Source organism: Mesorhizobium sp. B1-1-8 (assembly GCF_006442795.2).
In the GTDB taxonomy this organism is placed as follows: domain Bacteria; phylum Pseudomonadota; class Alphaproteobacteria; order Rhizobiales; family Rhizobiaceae; genus Mesorhizobium.
The window spans coordinates 2,587,941-2,603,548 of the sequence record NZ_CP083956.1; the positions used below are offsets into that span (position 1 = coordinate 2,587,941).

Genomic DNA, 15,608 nt, shown 5'->3' on the forward strand with positions numbered 1-15,608 from the left:
TTGATGGCGCAGCCGGTTCGAGAAGCGGCTGGTCATGCAGCGTAGCGCAGGCCGCCGTCGCAGGTCAGCACCTGGCCGGTGACGAAAGTGTTGGAGACGAGGAAGGCGATTGCCGCGGCGACGTCCTCGGCGCGGCCGATGCGGCCGACCGGCGTCTTGGCGACATAGTCGGCAAACAACGCCTGCCGCTGGTCGTCGGCCAGAAAATCCCACCACGGCGTGTCGATGACGCCGGGAGCAACCACATTGACGCGCAATGGTTTCAACTCGACGGCCAGGATCGGCGCGACAGTCAAAAGCATGCCGTTGATGGCGCCGATGCCGGCGATGCCGGGTGCGGCGAGCTGCGCCGACACCGCCGAAATGAAGGTAACGGAGCCGCTGCGGTTCAAGGTCGGCAGCGCCGCCTGCAGGCAGGACAGTTGCGGCCGGATCTTTTCGTCGACGCCGCTGCCGATGTCGGCAAGGTCGAGGGTCGCGAACGGTCCCAGGCCCTTGCCGCCGCTTGCCGCCAGGACGAGATGATCGAATGGGCCGAGCCGATCGAAGAACTGGCGGACCTCATCCGGCTTGGTTGCATCGAAAGCGGCCTTGCCGACTCTGCCGCCAAGGCTCGCCCAGGCGCTTTTCAACTTATCCTCGTTGCGGCCAGTAATCGTCACTTTCATTGTGGGGCTGACCAGCCGCCTTGCGGTTGCAAGGCCGATGCCGGACGAGCCGCCGACAATCACGCAATGTTCGATGGTCTCGCTCATGAATGTTGTTCCCTGGATGTTGAGGATGCGTGCCCGGTCAGTTCGAGGCTGAGGGCCCGCAACTGGCGGCGGGCGTTTTCATCGTAGGCCTGTGCGTCGGCGCGCGATTCCCGCTGGCCGTCGAAATAGCGTCCGCTTCGCCCGTCCAGAGCCGGCGAGGTCGCTAGGTTGAGGATGGCCTCGGCGCCGGTCTCGACCGAATTCCACGGTGTGATGCCGGCCTGCCGGACCATGGTGGTGTTCATGTAGCTGGCCGGATGGAGCGCGTTAACGGTGACGCCGGTGCCTTTGAGCTCTTCCGCCAGGTCGATGGTGAACAGGATCTGCGCCAGCTTGCTCTGGCAGTAGGCGCGAACGCCGCTATAGCCTTGGGTCAGCATGACGTCGCCGAAATCGATCGCCTGCTGGCCGGCCGAGGCGACGTTGACGATGCGCGCCGGCGCGCTGGCCTTGAGCAGCGGCAGCAGTTCCGATGTCAGCAGAAAACCCGCGAGATAGTTGACGGCAAAGCGCAGTTCGTAGCCGTCGGCGCTCACCTGCCGCCTGGCGCCATCGCCGCCGGTGCCGACGCCGGCATTGTTGATCAAGATGTCGAGCCGGTCGGTCCGGGCGCGCACAACTTCTGCGAGGTGGCGTACTTCGGCAAGCGAAGCGAGGTCGGCGGCGAGAAATTCCGCCTTCCCGCCCTCTGCTTCAATGGCGGCGACTGTCGCCTTGCCACGGCCTTCGTCGCGGCCGTGCACCAGCACGTGCGCGCCCCCGGCGCCGAGCCTCTCGGCGACAACGCGGCCGACGCCGTCGGTCGAGCCGGTGACGAGAACGGTTTTGTCCTTGAGTTCCATGTTCAGAGCCTCCTTGTGTTGCTCTGAACGTTAAGATGGGGCGCGGCGCGCATCCCAAACAGTTCAAACTTTATCCTGGTATCGATACTGCTATAATAAGGTCATGGATGCCGTGACCCAATCCCCCGAGGACGGCCGTCGCCACGAGCTTGGCGCCTTCCTGCGCTCGCGCCGCGAGAGGCTGTCGCCTGCCGAAATCGGCATCGCGACCGGCGCCAGGCGGCGCACGCCCGGGCTGAGGCGCGAGGAGGTGGCGATGATCGCCGGCGTCGGCACCACCTGGTATACTTGGCTGGAGCAGGGCAGGGACGTGCGACCCTCGGCGGAAGTGCTGACCGCGCTCTGCGAGGCATTGCGCCTCGACGCCGTCGAGAAGCGGCATCTGTTCATCCTCGCCGGCCGGCAACAGCCGGAACGCCGCCCGGCGGCGTCCGAGAAGGTCGACGGAACGCTGCTGCACATGCTGCAGAGTCTCGTCCTGCAGCCGGCCTATGTCGTTGGCCGACGCTGGGATGTACTGGCCTGGAACGATGCGGCGGCGGCGGTGTTCGGCGACTATGGCCTGCTGGAGGGGGACGCCCGTAATATCGTTCATCTGGTGTTCACCAGCCCACACCACCGGCGACTGCTGGTCGACTGGGAGGAGCTAGCCCGCGTGGTGCTCGCTTCGTTTCGCGCCGAGAGCGCGAAATATGTCGGCGATCCGGATTTCGAGCGGCTGATCGCACTCATGATGCGCTCAAGCCCGGAGTTCCGAGATTGGTGGCCAAGGCGAGACGTGGCGCGCAGGCTGACGGGAGTGAAGCACGTCCGTCATCCCACTGCCGGAGCGATGGCCTTCGAGCATATGAGCCTGTCCATCGATGACGGATCGGACATGCGGCTGATCGTCTACACGCCGCTCGCCGAGCACAACTCGGTTGCGAAATTGCGGAAGCTGCTGGACGATCTGCCATCCGAGCGGCGCAGCGCGTGAGATTGGCTAGCGGCACCCCTCAGCATCGTCATCCACGGGCGGAGCGGGAGCGAAGCGGACGCGGAGACCCGAGGATCCATTCCGTTACCTTTGCCGGTGGGTGCAGCGGTGAGAATTCTGGACGGTAGCGGAGCTTTGGAGTCACGGAATGGATCCTCGGGTCTGCGCTGCGTCGCTACGCTTCCTTGCTTCGCCCGTGGATGACGAACATTGGATGTCTCGGCCAATCACCAACGTCAGTAACAGCCAAACGGTCAGTAAAGTTGGTCCTGTCCGTTGGCAATTTGACGAGACGCTAAAACTGTTTCATCCCAGGCTTTAATGGTTCATTATTTTCCCCCGATTGGAAGGAGGCACTATGGGCCAGGTTCTGCATGGGCGCGCCACGACGACAGAGGCAATCCGTCGAGCAATACAAAATAGTCAAGAGAGCCTGAGGAAGCTGTCCAAGCGCTACGGGATCGATCCGAAGACGGTTGCCAAATGGAAGGGGCGAACTTCGGTCGCTGATCTGCCGACTGGTCCCAAAGCCCCGAAGTCGACGGTGCTGTCGATCGAGGAAGAGGCTGTCATCGTCGCTTTCCGCCGGCATACGCTGTTGCCCCTGGATGATTGTCTCTATGCGCTGCAGCCAACGATCCCGAACCTGACGCGCTCGTCATTGCATCGCTGTCTGCAGCGTCATGGCATTTCGAGATTGCCCGAGGTTGAAGGCGACAAGCAGCCCAAGAAGAAGTTCAAGGCCTATCCGATTGGCTATTTCCACATCGACATCGCCGAGGTGCAGACCGCCGAGGGCAAGCTATATCTCTTCGTGGCCATCGACCGAACCTGCAAGTTCACCTACGTCGAACTCCACACGCGGGCCACAAAAATGATCGCGGCCGAGTTCCTGCGCCACCTCATCCAGGCAGTTCCCTACCAGATCCACACGATCCTCACCGACAACGGCGTCCAGTTCAAAAACCGCGAGCAGGACCGCACCGCCATGGAGCACATCTTCGGGCGCACCTGCCGCGACAACGGCACCGAGCATCGTACCACCAAGGTGAAGCATCCCTGGACCAACGGCCAGGTCGAGCGAATGAACCGCACCATCAAGGACGCGACCGTCAAGCGCTTCCACTACGACGATCACGACCAATTGCGACAGCAACTCAACGACTTCGTCGCAGCCTACAATTTCGGCCGGCGACTGAAGACCCTCAAGGGCATCACTCCCTTCGAGTTCATCTGCAATGTCTGGAAAAAAGAGCCTGAGCGGTTCAGACTCGATCCAATCCATCAAATGCCGGGACTAAACAGCTAACCCTTCGGTTTCAGCCCGTCGAGGAACAACTGCTCCAGAAACCGCGCGGCATCCTCGAAGCGGCCGTCGCCGCCGCGGTCGGCGCCGAGCACGGCGCGCACCTGCACGTCGAAATCGGCATAATGCTGGGTCGTCGCCCAGATGGAGAAGATCAGGTGCCAGGGGTCGGTGCGGGCGATCTTGCCGGCGCGCATCCAGCCCTTGATGACGGCGGCCTTCTCGTCGACCAGCGTCTTCAGCTCGCCCTCCAGCAGCGGCATGATGCGCGGCGCGCCTTGCAGGATCTCGTTAGCGAAGAGCCGGCTTTCGCGCGGGAAATCGCGCGCCATTTCGAGCTTGCGCCTGATGTAGCTGCGCAGTTCGGTGAGCGGATCGCCGATGTCGTCGAGCTCCCGGAGAGGCGCCAGCCAGGTGTCGAGCAGGCGCTGCATCAGCGTTTCGTGAATGTCTTCCTTGCGGCGGAAATAGTAGAGAAGGTTAGGTTTCGACATGCCGGCGGCCTCGGCGATCTGGTCGATGGTCGAGCCGCGAAACCCGTTGGTGGAGAAGACTTCGAGCGCGGCTTCCAGGATGAGTTCGCGCTTTTCCTGCTGGATCCGGGTGCGGCGAGGAACTGAGCCTTCCATCGCCGCCGTCATCCTTGCCGGCTGCTGGAGCAATTCCAGGAAAAGTGCGCAGCGGTTTTCCGTCCGGAATTGCGTAACAACAAGGAATTGGAGCAGGTCAGCCGTTCTATCAAGCGCTGAACTGCTCTAGCGCGCGGGCTCTCTGGACCAATTCTCTGGACCAGTTTTTCTCCGATCCGTGGAGCGCGCTTTCGCTGCCGCATTTCCGCTAGTAATCCCTTGACCGCCGACAGGGCGGTGCTAACGTTTGTCCAACCGGTCAAAATTTTGCGTAGCACGAAAACGCAGCAAAGACCAAGCGTTGGCCGCACCGAAACAAGGTTACAAGGGGAAGTCTTGGTCATGTCCAACCGGCTGAAAGTCACGCCGAACGATCTCAGCGCATTCTGGATGCCGTTCACGGCAAACCGCCAGTTCAAGCAGGCGCCGCGCATGTTCGTGTCCGCCAAGGACATGCATTACACCACCAGCGATGGCCGCAAGGTTCTCGACGGCACGGCGGGTCTGTGGTGCGTGAACGCCGGCCACTGCCGGCCGAGGATCACCGAGGCGATCCAGAACCAGGCCGCCGAGCTCGACTACGCGCCGGCCTTCCAGATGGGCCATCCGATCGTGTTCGAGCTGGCGAACCGGCTGGTCGATATCGCCCCCAAGGGCATGGACCATGTCTTCTTCACCAATTCCGGATCGGAATCGGTGGACACCGCGCTCAAGATGGCGATCGCCTATCACCGCGTTCGCGGCGAGGGCTCGCGCACCCGTCTGATCGGCCGCGAGCGCGGCTATCACGGCGTCAATTTCGGCGGCATCTCGGTCGGCGGCATCGTCTCCAACCGCAAGATGTTCGGCACACTGCTCGGCGGCGTCGACCACCTGCCGCACACGCATCTGCCGGAGAAGAACGCCTTCTCGAAGGGCGTGCCGGAGCATGGCGCCGAGCTCGCCAATGAGCTGGAGCGTCTCGTCACCTTGCATGACGCCTCGACCATCGCTGCCGTCATCGTCGAGCCGGTCGCCGGTTCCACCGGCGTCATCCTGCCGCCGAAGGGCTATCTGCAGAAACTTCGGGAAATCTGCACGAAGCACGGCATATTGTTGATTTTCGATGAAGTGATCACCGGCTTCGGCCGCCTTGGCGCGCCGTTCGCGGCGGACTATTTCGGGGTCACGCCGGACATCATGACCACCGCCAAGGGCGTCTCCAACGGCGTCATCCCGATGGGTGCGGTATTCGTCAAGAAGGAGATCCACGACGCCTTCATGACCGGCCCGGAGCACATGATCGAGTTCTTCCACGGCTACACCTATTCGGGCAACCCGATCGCCTGCGCCGCGGCGCTCGGCACGCTGGACACCTACAAGGAAGAAGGCCTTTTGACCCGCGGCGAGGAGCTGGCGCCTTACTGGGAAGACGCGCTGCATTCACTGAAGGGCGAGCCGCATGTCATCGACATCCGCAACATCGGCCTGATCGGCGCGATCGAGCTGGCGCCGATCGCCGGCAGCCCGACCAAGCGGGCCTTCTCGGCCTTCGTGAAGGCGTTCGAACGCGGCGCGCTGATCCGCACCACAGGCGACATCATCGCGCTGTCGCCGCCGCTGATCATCACCAAGGGCCAGATCAACGAACTGATCGACCATGTTCGCGATGTTCTGAGATCGATCGACTGACAAGCCGGAGCGGGCACCTTCCCATCGAGGGGAGGGTGTCCGCGGCAAGGCAGGTGAGGTCGGCGCGGGAGCGCCGATCTTGAGTGAGAGTCAGGCGGGCAGCGCGCCGATGCCGGTCAGAATCACCCGCTTGATGTTTTCTTTGGCTTCCCGCCATTGCCGATCCGACAGCGACTTGCCGCCGTTCAGCGTCTCGATCTGGTGGCCGAAATCGGCGTAATGCTGGGTCGTGGCCCAGAGCATGTAGAGGAGATGACGCGGGTCGACCGGGTCCATCTTGCCCTCCTCGATCCAGCGCCTGATGATCTCGACGCGACCGTCGGTCCATTCGCGCAGCGTCGATTCCATATAGTCCTGAAGCACGGGCGCGCCGTGCATGACTTCCGAGGCCCAGACCTTCGAGCCGTCCGGGTGGCGACGCGATATTTCCATCTTGGCGTCGATATAGGCGCTGATGCCGTCTACCGGGCCACGCGCGGCGTCGAAGCAATTGGCCGCCTGCAGCCAGATCTCGAAAATGTTCTGGACGACGGACCGGTAGAGCTCTTCCTTGGTGGCGAAATAATAGTGGAGATTTGCCTTCGGCAGCCCCGCCAGATCGGCGATCAGCTGCATCGTGGCGCCGCCGAACCCGGCTTCTGCAAACACCTTTTCGGCGGCGAGCAGAATTGCTTTTTCATTCTCGCGCCTTATGTCCTGTCGCCGCATGGGACGGGTGGATTCGCTCATGTCTCCCCCAAGATTCTCGTTGACCGCTTGGTCAGCTTGTGTAGTCTGAAAGCTGACCATACGGTCAGGATGCAAACCACTCAAGGGGCGACAAGACCCCTGGTGAAAATGGGAACTGCAAATGGCCGCACCCGGCGAAAATCTGCGCGTGAATTCAGATCGCTTGTGGGACTCCATCATGGAGATGGCGAAGATTGGTCCCGGCATTGCCGGCGGCAACAATCGCCAGACCGTGACCGACGAGGACGGCGAGGGCCGGCACCTGTTCCAGCGCTGGTGCGAGGCCGCCGGGCTCGAAATGGGCCTCGACGAGATGGGCACCATGTTTGCCCGCCGCGAAGGCGCCGATCCCAGCCTGCCGCCGGTCTATGTCGGCAGCCATCTCGATACCCAGCCGACCGGCGGCAAATATGACGGCGTGCTCGGCGTGCTTGGCGGGCTGGAAGTCGTGCGTTCGCTCAACGATCTCGGCATCAAGACGAGACATCCGATTGTCGTCACCAACTGGACCAACGAGGAAGGCGCACGCTTCGCGCCGGCCATGATGGCGTCCGGCGTGTTCGCCGGCGTGCTCGACCAGGCAGATGTCTACCAGCATGTCGACAAGGACGGCAAAAGGTTCGGCGAGGAGCTCGAGCGCATTGGCTGGAAGGGCACCGAGAAGGTTGGCGACCGCAAGATCCACGCCTTCTTCGAATTGCATATCGAGCAGGGGCCGATCCTCGAGGACGAGGGCATCGATATCGGCGTCGTCACCCATGGCCAGGGGCTGAAATGGCTGCAGGTGACGCTGACCGGCAAGGAGGCGCATACCGGCTCGACGCCGATGCCGAAGCGCCGCAATGCCGGGCTCGGCATGGCGCGCGTGACCGAACTGGTGCACGAGATCGCCATGGACTACCAGCCGGACGCCGTCGGCGCGGTCGGCCATATGGAAGTCTATCCGAACTCGCGCAACATCATCGCCGGCCGCACCGTCTTCACCATCGACATCCGCTCGCCGGAAAAGGAAGTGCTCGACGCCATGGACGGCCGCATCCGCGAAGGCATCGACACGATCTGCGACGCGCTCGACGTCAAGTATGAGATTGAGCAGGTCGGCCATTTCGACCCGGTCACCTTCGACAACAACTGCGTCAAGGCGATCCGCGATGCGGCCGAGCGGCTGGGCTACACGCATCGCAACATCGTCTCGGGCGCCGGCCACGACGCCTGCTGGATCAACCGGGTCGCGCCGACGGCGATGGTGATGTGCCCGTGCGTCGACGGGCTCAGCCACAACGAGGCGGAGGAGATCACCAAGGAATGGGCGGCGGCGGGCGCCGACGTGCTGTTTCATGCGGTGGTGGAAACGGCGGGAATTGTTGAATGATCGACTAGACCAATCACCTCGGAACGCAGCTCGCAAAGAAGCGCGACAAGAACAGGGGAACAAAATGACCAAAGTCATCAGGAACGGCACCGTCGTCACCGCCGACCGCACGTGGAAGGCCGACGTGCTGATGCAGCACGGCAAGATCATTGCCATCGGCTCCAACCTGCACGGCGACCATGAATTCGATGCCACCGGCTGCTACGTCATGCCGGGCGGCATCGATCCGCACACCCACCTCGAAATGCCGTTCATGGGGACGTACTCGGCCGACGATTTCGAATCCGGCACGCGCGCCGCGCTTTCCGGCGGCACCACCATGGTCGTCGATTTCTGCCTGCCGGCACCGCAGCAGTCGCTGCTGGAAGCCTTGCAGATGTGGGACAACAAGACCTCGAAGGCAGCCTGCGACTATTCCTTTCACATGGCGATCACCTGGTGGGGCAAGCAGGTGTTCGACGAGATGGCGACCGTCGTCGACAGGGGCATCACCTCGTTCAAGCATTTCATGGCCTATAAGGGCGCGCTGATGGTCGACGACGACGAGATGTACGCCTCGTTCCAGCGCTGCGCCGATCTCGGCGCGTTGCCGCTGGTGCATGCCGAGAACGGCGACGTGGTCGCGGCGCTTTCGCAGAAACTGCTTGCCGCCGGCAACAACGGCCCCGAGGGCCATGCCTATTCGAGGCCGCCGGAGGTGGAAGGCGAGGCGACCAACCGCGCCATCATGATCGCCGACATGGCCGGCGTGCCGCTCTATGTCGTGCATGTGTCGTGCGAGCAGAGCCACGAAGCGATCCGCCGCGCGCGCCAGAAAGGCATGCGGGTGTTCGGCGAGCCGCTGATCCAGCACCTGACGCTCGATGAAAGCGAGTATTTCGACAAGGACTGGGACCATGCGGCGCGCCGCGTGATGAGCCCGCCATTCCGCAGCAAGTGGCACCAAGATTCGCTGTGGGCCGGCCTGCAGGCAGGCTCGCTGCAGGTGGTGGCGACCGACCATTGTTCCTTCACCACCAAGCAGAAGCGCAACGGCGTCGGCGACTTCACCAAGATCCCGAACGGCACCGGCGGCCTCGAGGACCGCTTGCCGGTGCTGTGGACGACCGGCGTCAACACCGGCCGGCTGACGATGAACGAGTTCGTCGCGGTCACCTCGACCAACATCGCCAAGATCCTCAACATGTATCCGAAGAAGGGCGCCATCGTCGAAGGCGCGGATGCCGACATCGTCGTGTGGGATCCGAAGCGCAAGAAGACGATCTCGGCCGACAAGCAACAGTCGGTGATCGATTACAACGTCTTCGAGGGCTTCGAGGTGACCGGCCTGCCGCGCTTCGTCTTCTCGCGCGGCGAACTGTCGATCGAGGAGGCGGACGTCAAGGCCAAGGTCGGCCATGGCGAATTCGTCGCTCGCGAGCCGAACGCGGCGGTCAACCGGGCGCTGTCGACCTGGAAGGAGATCACCGCGCCGCGCAAGGTTGAGCGTTCCGGCATTCCGGCGACAGGAGTTTGAGGATGCGCGCCATTCATCTTGCCATCGCGGCAGCCGCGTTGCTGGCCGCCGGCCAGGCCTTGGCGGCCGGCATCGACCTGTCAAAACCCTATGGCAATAAATCCGGCTGCATCAACAAGAACGGCCAGCAAGTCTATGCCGAGGACATGCTGCTGTTGACCAGCGAGGCATTCGTCACCGTGGCGAGTGCCTGCACCTTCACCGACAAAAAGGAGCAGGCCGACGGTTCGCTGACGGTCAACGCAGAATGCGAAGCCGAAGGCGAGGATGGAAAGTCACCCGCCACCTTCACGGTCAAGCACAGCGCCAGGAACGCCAAGAAGCTGGTGATCGCCGACGAGGATGGCACCGTATACGGCGAAGTCTCGCGGTGCCGATGATTGCCGAAGCAATTGTTCGGCCCGCATTGCTTACGTGGATTGCCGACCCGTCAATGCCGATCTCAGGCAACCAGCGCATCCAGTTCCGGCAGCAGGACGACGCTTTCCTGCTCGTTGGGGTCGGTGCGGGCGATGACCGCCGAAGAAGGCGCGCCGCTCAGATTGGCGGGCAGATGCGGGACGCCGGCCGGAATGTAGAAGAGGTCGCCGGCCTTGACGACGATGTGATGCTCGAGCCGGTCGCCATACCAGGTGTGGACCTCGCCGGACAGCACGTAGATCGCCGTCTCATGGTTTTCGTGCATATGCGCCTTGGCGCGGGCGCCTGGCGGCATGGTGAGCACATGCATGCAGATGCCGGACGAGCCGACCGTTTCGGTGGCAATGCCGGCGAAATAGGTCAGCCCCTGCTTGCCTTCATAAGTGCTTTCGGGGCGAATAAGATGACAAGTGGGTTTGGGCGGCATCGGCAAGGCTCCTGGCGGCGTCGAGGGATTGGACAAGTGGAAAGCAACATCAACGCAAATGCAATCGTATTTCATCCCGCGCGGCAGCGGCTGCGAAAGGCAGGCTGCTGCCAATGACAGGACAATCGCCAGCCGTCGTTTCGGCAAGCAAGCTCGGCCTCACCTTCCAGACCAGTGACGGTCCGGTGCAAGCGCTATCCAATGTCGACCTGACCGTCGGCAAGGGCGAATTCGTCTCCTTCATCGGCCCGTCGGGTTGCGGCAAGACCACTCTGCTGCGCGTCATCGCCGATCTGGAGAAGCCGACGGCCGGGACCATCTTGGTCAACGGCATGACGCCCGAGCAGGCGCGCGAGAAACGCGCCTACGGCTATGTCTTTCAGGCGGCGGCGCTTTTCCCGTGGCGCACGATCGAGCGCAATGTGGCGCTGCCGCTGGAGATCATCGGCCTCGGTCAGGCCGAGCAGGCGGAGCGCATCAGACGCACGATGGAGCTCGTCAACCTGTCCGGCTTCGAGAAGAAATATCCCTGGCAACTTTCGGGCGGCATGCAGCAGCGCGCCTCGATCGCGCGCGCGCTCGCCTTCGACGCCGACCTGCTCTTGATGGACGAGCCGTTCGGGGCGTTGGATGAGATCGTGCGCGATCATTTGAACGAGCAGCTTCTCCAACTCTGGGACCGGACCAACAAGACAATCTGCTTTGTTACTCATTCGATTCCCGAGGCGGTCTATCTCTCGACGCGCATCGTGGTGATGTCGCCAAGGCCCGGCCGCGTCAGCGACGTTATCGAATCGACGCTGCCGAAGGAACGGCCGCTCGACATTCGTGAGACGCCGGAGTTTTTGGCGATCGCGGCGCGCGTGCGCGACGGGCTCAGGGCAGGGCACAGTTATGATGATTGAGGGGGATGAGTTTCCTCCTCTCCCCCACGGGGAGAGGGTGGCCGGAGCGAAGCGGAGGCCGGGTGAGGGGACGGCCAACCGCGCCTTCGTCATCCTGGGGCGCAGCAGGCGCGACGTCGCCTGCGCAGCGGGACGAGCTAACAACGCCATCGTCATCCTAGGGCGGAGCAAGGAGCGTAGCGACGCGGCGCAGACCCTAGGATCCATGCCGTTACTTCCGAGCGCTACAGCGGCGCGGAACATGGTTCCCCGCGCCGCGCCATGCCAGTCGGATATTCTCGACCACGTCCGCCCTTCGACTGACGTCACGGAATGGATCCTAGGGTCTGCGCAGGCGCGTTCGCGCCTGCTCCGCCCTAGGATGACGAAGGATGGGTTGCGCCGCGCTCTGCCACCGAGCGGAGGCGTGCCGCATGGATAGCTTCCGCTCCAAAATCATCCCCGTCTCCACCATCCTCGCCGGCGTGGTGGTGATCTGGTATGTCTTCGCCGTTATCCTCAACACGCCGTTCCAGCGCGATCTCGACAGCCGAGCCAACGAAACACCCGGCGCCGTCGAATTCGTCGGCAAGACGCTGTCGCAGCCCAAGCCGACGCTGCCGGCGCCGCATCAGGTGGCGGTGAATTTCTTCGAGAACACTTTTCTGCGGCCGGTCACCTCGACCCGCAGCCTCGTCTACAATGCCTGGGTGACGCTGTCCTCGACGCTGCTCGGCTTCGCCTTCGGCACCGCGCTCGGCATCCTGATCGCCGTCGGCATCGTGCATGTGGCGACGCTCGAGCGCAGCCTGATGCCGTGGATCATCGCCTCGCAGACCATTCCCATTCTGGCGGTGGCGCCGATGATCATCGTCGTGCTGGCGGCGGTGGGTATCACCGGCCTGATCCCGAAAGCAATGATCTCGACCTACCTGTCGTTTTTCCCGGTCGCCGTCGGTATGGTGAAAGGACTGCGCTCGCCCGAGATCATGCATCTCGACCTGATGCACACCTACAATGCCAGCCCTACGCAGACCTTCTGGAAATTGCGCGTGCCGGCCTCGGTGCCGTTCCTGTTCACCTCGATGAAGGTGGCGGTGGCGGCAAGCCTGGTCGGCGCCATAGTCGGCGAATTGCCGACGGGTGCCGTCGCCGGCATCGGAGCGAAGCTTCTGGCCGGTGCCTATTACAGCCAGTCCATCGACATCTGGTCGGCGCTGGTCGCAGGCTCGGTCGTGGCGGCGCTGCTGGTCATGGTGGTCGGTATCGCCGGCCGGCTGGTTGATCGCGCCATGGGCGGGAGGCCGGCATGAGTACGCTCCTGGACCTTGCCAACATAGGGCCACGCTCCTGGCAGGGGTTTACCGCGCTTGCCCTGATCGCCGGTGCCATATTCTTATGGCCGCTTACCAATGCCACACCCGGCTACAACGTGGCGGCAGCGGCTTTGATTTTCTTCCTGCTGCTGCTTGCGATCGAGATGGATCAATTTCCACCGGTGTGCGCTGCAATCTGCCTTTTTGTTGGCTCGCATGGCGCGGTCTGGGTGCTGATGCGCGGATTGGTAGGAAACGAAGGCACCGCCCGAATATCCTTCTTTTTTGTCCTTGCAGCTGCCTGGCTGCTCGGCTGGCGATGCGTGGCGGTGCTTTCGACGCTCCGTCCTGCGGCGAACTGGGCTCGGACCGCGCTACGCCTCGTCATCCCCGCCATCTTCGGCGCCTGGATCCTGATCATCTGGGAAGCCGTGACACGGGGAGCCGGCATCCCCTTCATCCTGCTGCCGCCGCCGAGCGCCATCGGCGCGCGTATTGCCAACTCACTGCCGATCCTGGGATCGGACGTGCGGCAGACGATCTTCAAGGCGGTGCTGATCGGCTATGTCGTCGGCAATCTCGCCGGCTTCACCGTCGCCATCCTCGCCGACCGCGTGCCTTTCCTGCGGCGCGGCCTGCTGCCGATCGGCAATATGGTTTCGGCGCTGCCGATCATCGGCGTGGCGCCGATCATGGTCATGTGGTTCGGCTTCGACTGGCCGTCCAAGGCCGCGGTCGTCATCATCATGACCTTCTTCCCGATGCTGGTGAATACGGTGGCGGGCCTTGCCGCATCCGGGCATATGGAGCGCGACCTGATGCGCACTTATGCATCGGGCTATTGGCCGACCTTGCTCAAGCTCAGGCTGCCGGCGGCCATGCCGTTCATCTTCAACGCGCTGAAGATCAACTCCACGCTGGCGCTGATCGGCGCCATCGTCGCTGAGTTCTTCGGCACGCCGGTCGTCGGCATGGGATTTCGCATTTCGACCGAAGTCGGGCGGATGAATATCGACATGGTCTGGGCCGAAATCGCAGTTGCAGCACTTGCGGGTTCGGTCTTTTATGGCGTGGTCGCTCTTGTCGAGAGAGCCGTCACGTTTTGGCATCCCTCTGTCCGTGGTGGATAGGGGCGGTGGGTTTGGGTGCTAACTTCAGAGGGTAAAAACATGAAAAGACTGGTAATTTCTGCTTTGGCCGGCGCGATGTCGCTGGCCGCTTTCCAGGCGATGGCGGCCGACAAGGTGACGCTGCAGCTGAAATGGGTCACGCAGGCGCAGTTCGCCGGCTACTATGTCGCCAAGGCCAAGGGTTTCTATGACGCGGAAGGCCTCGACGTCGACATCAAGCCGGGCGGCCCCGACATCGCGCCCGAGCAGGTGATCGCCGGCGGCGGCGCCGACGTTATCGTCGATTGGATGGGCGGCGCGCTGGCCGCGCGCGAGAAGGGCGTGCCGCTGGTCAACATCGCCCAGCCGTTCAAGAAGGCCGGCATGGAGCTGGTCTGCCCGAAGGACGGCCCGATCAAGACCGAAGCCGACTTCAAGGGCCATACGCTCGGCGTCTGGTTCTTCGGCAACGAATATCCGTTCTACGCCTGGATGAACAAGCTTGGCCTCAAGACCGATGGCGGCAAGGATGGCGTGACCGTGCTGAAGCAGAGCTTCGACGTGCAGCCGCTGATCCAGAAGCAGGCGGACTGCATCTCGGTCATGACCTACAATGAATACTGGCAGCTGATCGACGCCGGCTACAAGCCGGAACAGCTGACCGTGTTCAACTATTCGGCGATGGGCAACGACCTGCTCGAGGACGGGCTCTATGCGTCGGAAGACAAGCTCAAGGATCCGGCCTTCGCCGACAAGATGGTGCGCTTCGTGCGCGCCTCGATGAAGGGCTGGAAATATGCCGTTGATCACAACGACGAGGCGGCAGGCATCGTCATGGACAATGGCGGCCAGGACGAGAACCATCAGAAGCGGATGATGAGCGAAGTCGCCAAGCTGGTCGACAATGCCGACGGCAAGCTCGACCCGGCGACCTATGAGCGCACCGCCAAGGCGCTGCTCGACCAGAAGATCATCACCAAGGAGCCGACCGGCGCCTACACCACCGCCATCACCGACAAAGCGGTCAAGTAAGGCCGCTTCTCAACGGCTGACATCGAAAGGGGCGGGCGACCGCCCCTTTTTCATGCGTGGTGGTAAAATAAATGTGTACCGGGGGATACATCCGGCCGTCCAGCCGTTGCATCGACGCATTCGCGCGTCGAGGGGCCGTGACGGATGCGACAGCCAACGGAGGTTCTCAATGCGCATCCAGTCTATGTCGCCGATGCTTTCGGCGATCGTCGTTTCGACGGCTTTCCTTTTCGCATCGCCAGCCATGGCCGATATGGTGAAGTACAAGGCGACGCTCGACGGCGGCCAGCAGAGCCCGCCTGTCACCACCAAGGGCAAGGGGACCGCCACCCTCACCTTCGACACCACCAAGAAGAAGCTGACCTGGAACGTCAAATATTCCGGCCTCAGCGGGCCGGCGACGGCCGGGCATATTCACGGCCCGGCGGACATGGGCGCAAACGCGGATCCCGTAATTCCGTTCAAGAAACTCAAGAGCCCGATCAAGGGATCGGCGATGCTGACCGATGCGCAGGCGGCCGATCTGGAGGCCGGCAAATATTACGTCAACATCCACACCAAGGCCAATCCGGACGGCGAGATCCGCGGCCAGATCGAGAAGGCTGCGACGACGATGTAGCGCAG

Annotated in this window: 16 protein-coding genes; 11 read left to right on the forward strand and 5 right to left on the reverse strand. The window is 62.8% G+C overall.

Features of this window, described 5'->3' with window-relative positions:
• Positions 1-32: 32 nt before the first annotated feature.
• Entirely contained in the window at positions 33-755 is a 723-nt protein-coding gene (locus FJ974_RS12575; RefSeq protein WP_140535273.1) for an SDR family oxidoreductase, read from the reverse strand.
• The gene (locus FJ974_RS12580; protein ID WP_140535275.1) at positions 752-1,597 is read right to left on the reverse strand and encodes an SDR family oxidoreductase; all 846 of its coding nucleotides are present in this window, start codon (positions 1,595-1,597) and stop codon (positions 752-754) included. The genes FJ974_RS12575 and FJ974_RS12580 overlap by 4 nt, the downstream gene beginning before the upstream one ends.
• A 103-nt stretch (positions 1,598-1,700) precedes the next feature.
• Here FJ974_RS12580 and FJ974_RS12585 point away from each other — a divergent pair, with 103 nt between their 5' ends.
• Positions 1,701-2,573 (forward strand): helix-turn-helix transcriptional regulator, encoded by an 873-nt coding sequence (locus tag FJ974_RS12585; RefSeq protein WP_140535278.1) that lies wholly within the window; start codon positions 1,701-1,703, stop codon positions 2,571-2,573.
• Positions 2,574-2,931: 358 nt separating this feature from the next.
• Positions 2,932-3,882, forward strand: a complete 951-nt coding sequence (locus FJ974_RS12590; RefSeq protein WP_226891586.1) for an IS481 family transposase — start codon at positions 2,932-2,934, stop codon at positions 3,880-3,882.
• Here the strand turns inward: FJ974_RS12590 and FJ974_RS12595 are convergent.
• On the reverse strand, positions 3,879-4,508 hold the full coding sequence (locus FJ974_RS12595; RefSeq protein ID WP_140530182.1) for a TetR family transcriptional regulator C-terminal domain-containing protein: 630 nt from the start codon (positions 4,506-4,508) through the stop codon (positions 3,879-3,881). The genes FJ974_RS12590 and FJ974_RS12595 overlap by 4 nt on opposite strands.
• A gap of 342 nt (positions 4,509-4,850) precedes the next feature.
• Between FJ974_RS12595 and FJ974_RS12600 the strand changes: the two genes are divergently transcribed.
• Positions 4,851-6,179: an aspartate aminotransferase family protein gene (locus tag FJ974_RS12600; protein ID WP_140530184.1), complete on the forward strand. Its 1,329-nt coding sequence runs from the start codon at positions 4,851-4,853 to the stop codon at positions 6,177-6,179.
• A gap of 90 nt (positions 6,180-6,269) precedes the next feature.
• Here the strand turns inward: FJ974_RS12600 and FJ974_RS12605 are convergent, their stop codons facing one another.
• The gene (locus tag FJ974_RS12605) at positions 6,270-6,908 is read right to left on the reverse strand and encodes a TetR/AcrR family transcriptional regulator (protein ID WP_140530185.1); all 639 of its coding nucleotides are present in this window, start codon (positions 6,906-6,908) and stop codon (positions 6,270-6,272) included.
• A gap of 121 nt (positions 6,909-7,029) precedes the next feature.
• Between FJ974_RS12605 and FJ974_RS12610 the strand changes: the two genes are divergently transcribed.
• The 3 genes from FJ974_RS12610 to FJ974_RS12620 all read left to right on the forward strand — a co-directional run bounded on the left by FJ974_RS12610 (position 7,030) and on the right by FJ974_RS12620 (position 10,176).
• Complete coding sequence (locus tag FJ974_RS12610) at positions 7,030-8,280, forward strand: Zn-dependent hydrolase (protein WP_140530187.1); 1,251 nt, start codon at positions 7,030-7,032, stop codon at positions 8,278-8,280.
• A gap of 64 nt (positions 8,281-8,344) precedes the next feature.
• On the forward strand, positions 8,345-9,796 hold the full coding sequence (gene hydA / locus FJ974_RS12615; protein WP_140530188.1) for a dihydropyrimidinase: 1,452 nt from the start codon (positions 8,345-8,347) through the stop codon (positions 9,794-9,796).
• Between the two features lie 2 nt (positions 9,797-9,798).
• A complete protein-coding gene (locus FJ974_RS12620) occupies positions 9,799-10,176 on the forward strand; it encodes a hypothetical protein (protein ID WP_140530190.1) in 378 nt (125 codons plus the stop codon).
• A 62-nt stretch (positions 10,177-10,238) separates the two neighbouring features.
• Here FJ974_RS12620 and FJ974_RS12625 read toward each other — a convergent pair whose 3' ends face one another.
• Entirely contained in the window at positions 10,239-10,643 is a 405-nt protein-coding gene (locus FJ974_RS12625; protein WP_140530191.1) for a cupin domain-containing protein, read from the reverse strand.
• Between the two features lie 113 nt (positions 10,644-10,756).
• On the opposite strand from FJ974_RS12625, the gene FJ974_RS12630 reads away from it, so the two are divergent.
• The 5 genes from FJ974_RS12630 (at position 10,757) to FJ974_RS12650 (ending at position 15,603) form a co-directional block, all read left to right on the forward strand.
• Positions 10,757-11,548 carry an ABC transporter ATP-binding protein gene (locus FJ974_RS12630; protein WP_140530193.1) on the forward strand — a complete coding sequence of 264 codons (792 nt, stop codon included), beginning with the start codon at positions 10,757-10,759 and terminating at the stop codon, positions 11,546-11,548.
• Between the two features lie 413 nt (positions 11,549-11,961).
• Entirely contained in the window at positions 11,962-12,840 is an 879-nt protein-coding gene (locus FJ974_RS12635) for an ABC transporter permease (RefSeq protein WP_140530197.1), read from the forward strand.
• Positions 12,837-13,973: an ABC transporter permease gene (locus FJ974_RS12640; protein WP_140530198.1), complete on the forward strand. Its 1,137-nt coding sequence runs from the start codon at positions 12,837-12,839 to the stop codon at positions 13,971-13,973. The genes FJ974_RS12635 and FJ974_RS12640 overlap by 4 nt, the downstream gene beginning before the upstream one ends.
• Positions 13,974-14,012: 39 nt before the next feature.
• The gene (locus FJ974_RS12645; RefSeq protein WP_140530200.1) at positions 14,013-14,984 is read left to right on the forward strand and encodes an ABC transporter substrate-binding protein; all 972 of its coding nucleotides are present in this window, start codon (positions 14,013-14,015) and stop codon (positions 14,982-14,984) included.
• A gap of 169 nt (positions 14,985-15,153) precedes the next feature.
• Complete coding sequence (locus tag FJ974_RS12650; protein WP_140530201.1) at positions 15,154-15,603, forward strand: CHRD domain-containing protein; 450 nt, start codon at positions 15,154-15,156, stop codon at positions 15,601-15,603.
• Positions 15,604-15,608 lie beyond the last annotated feature (5 nt).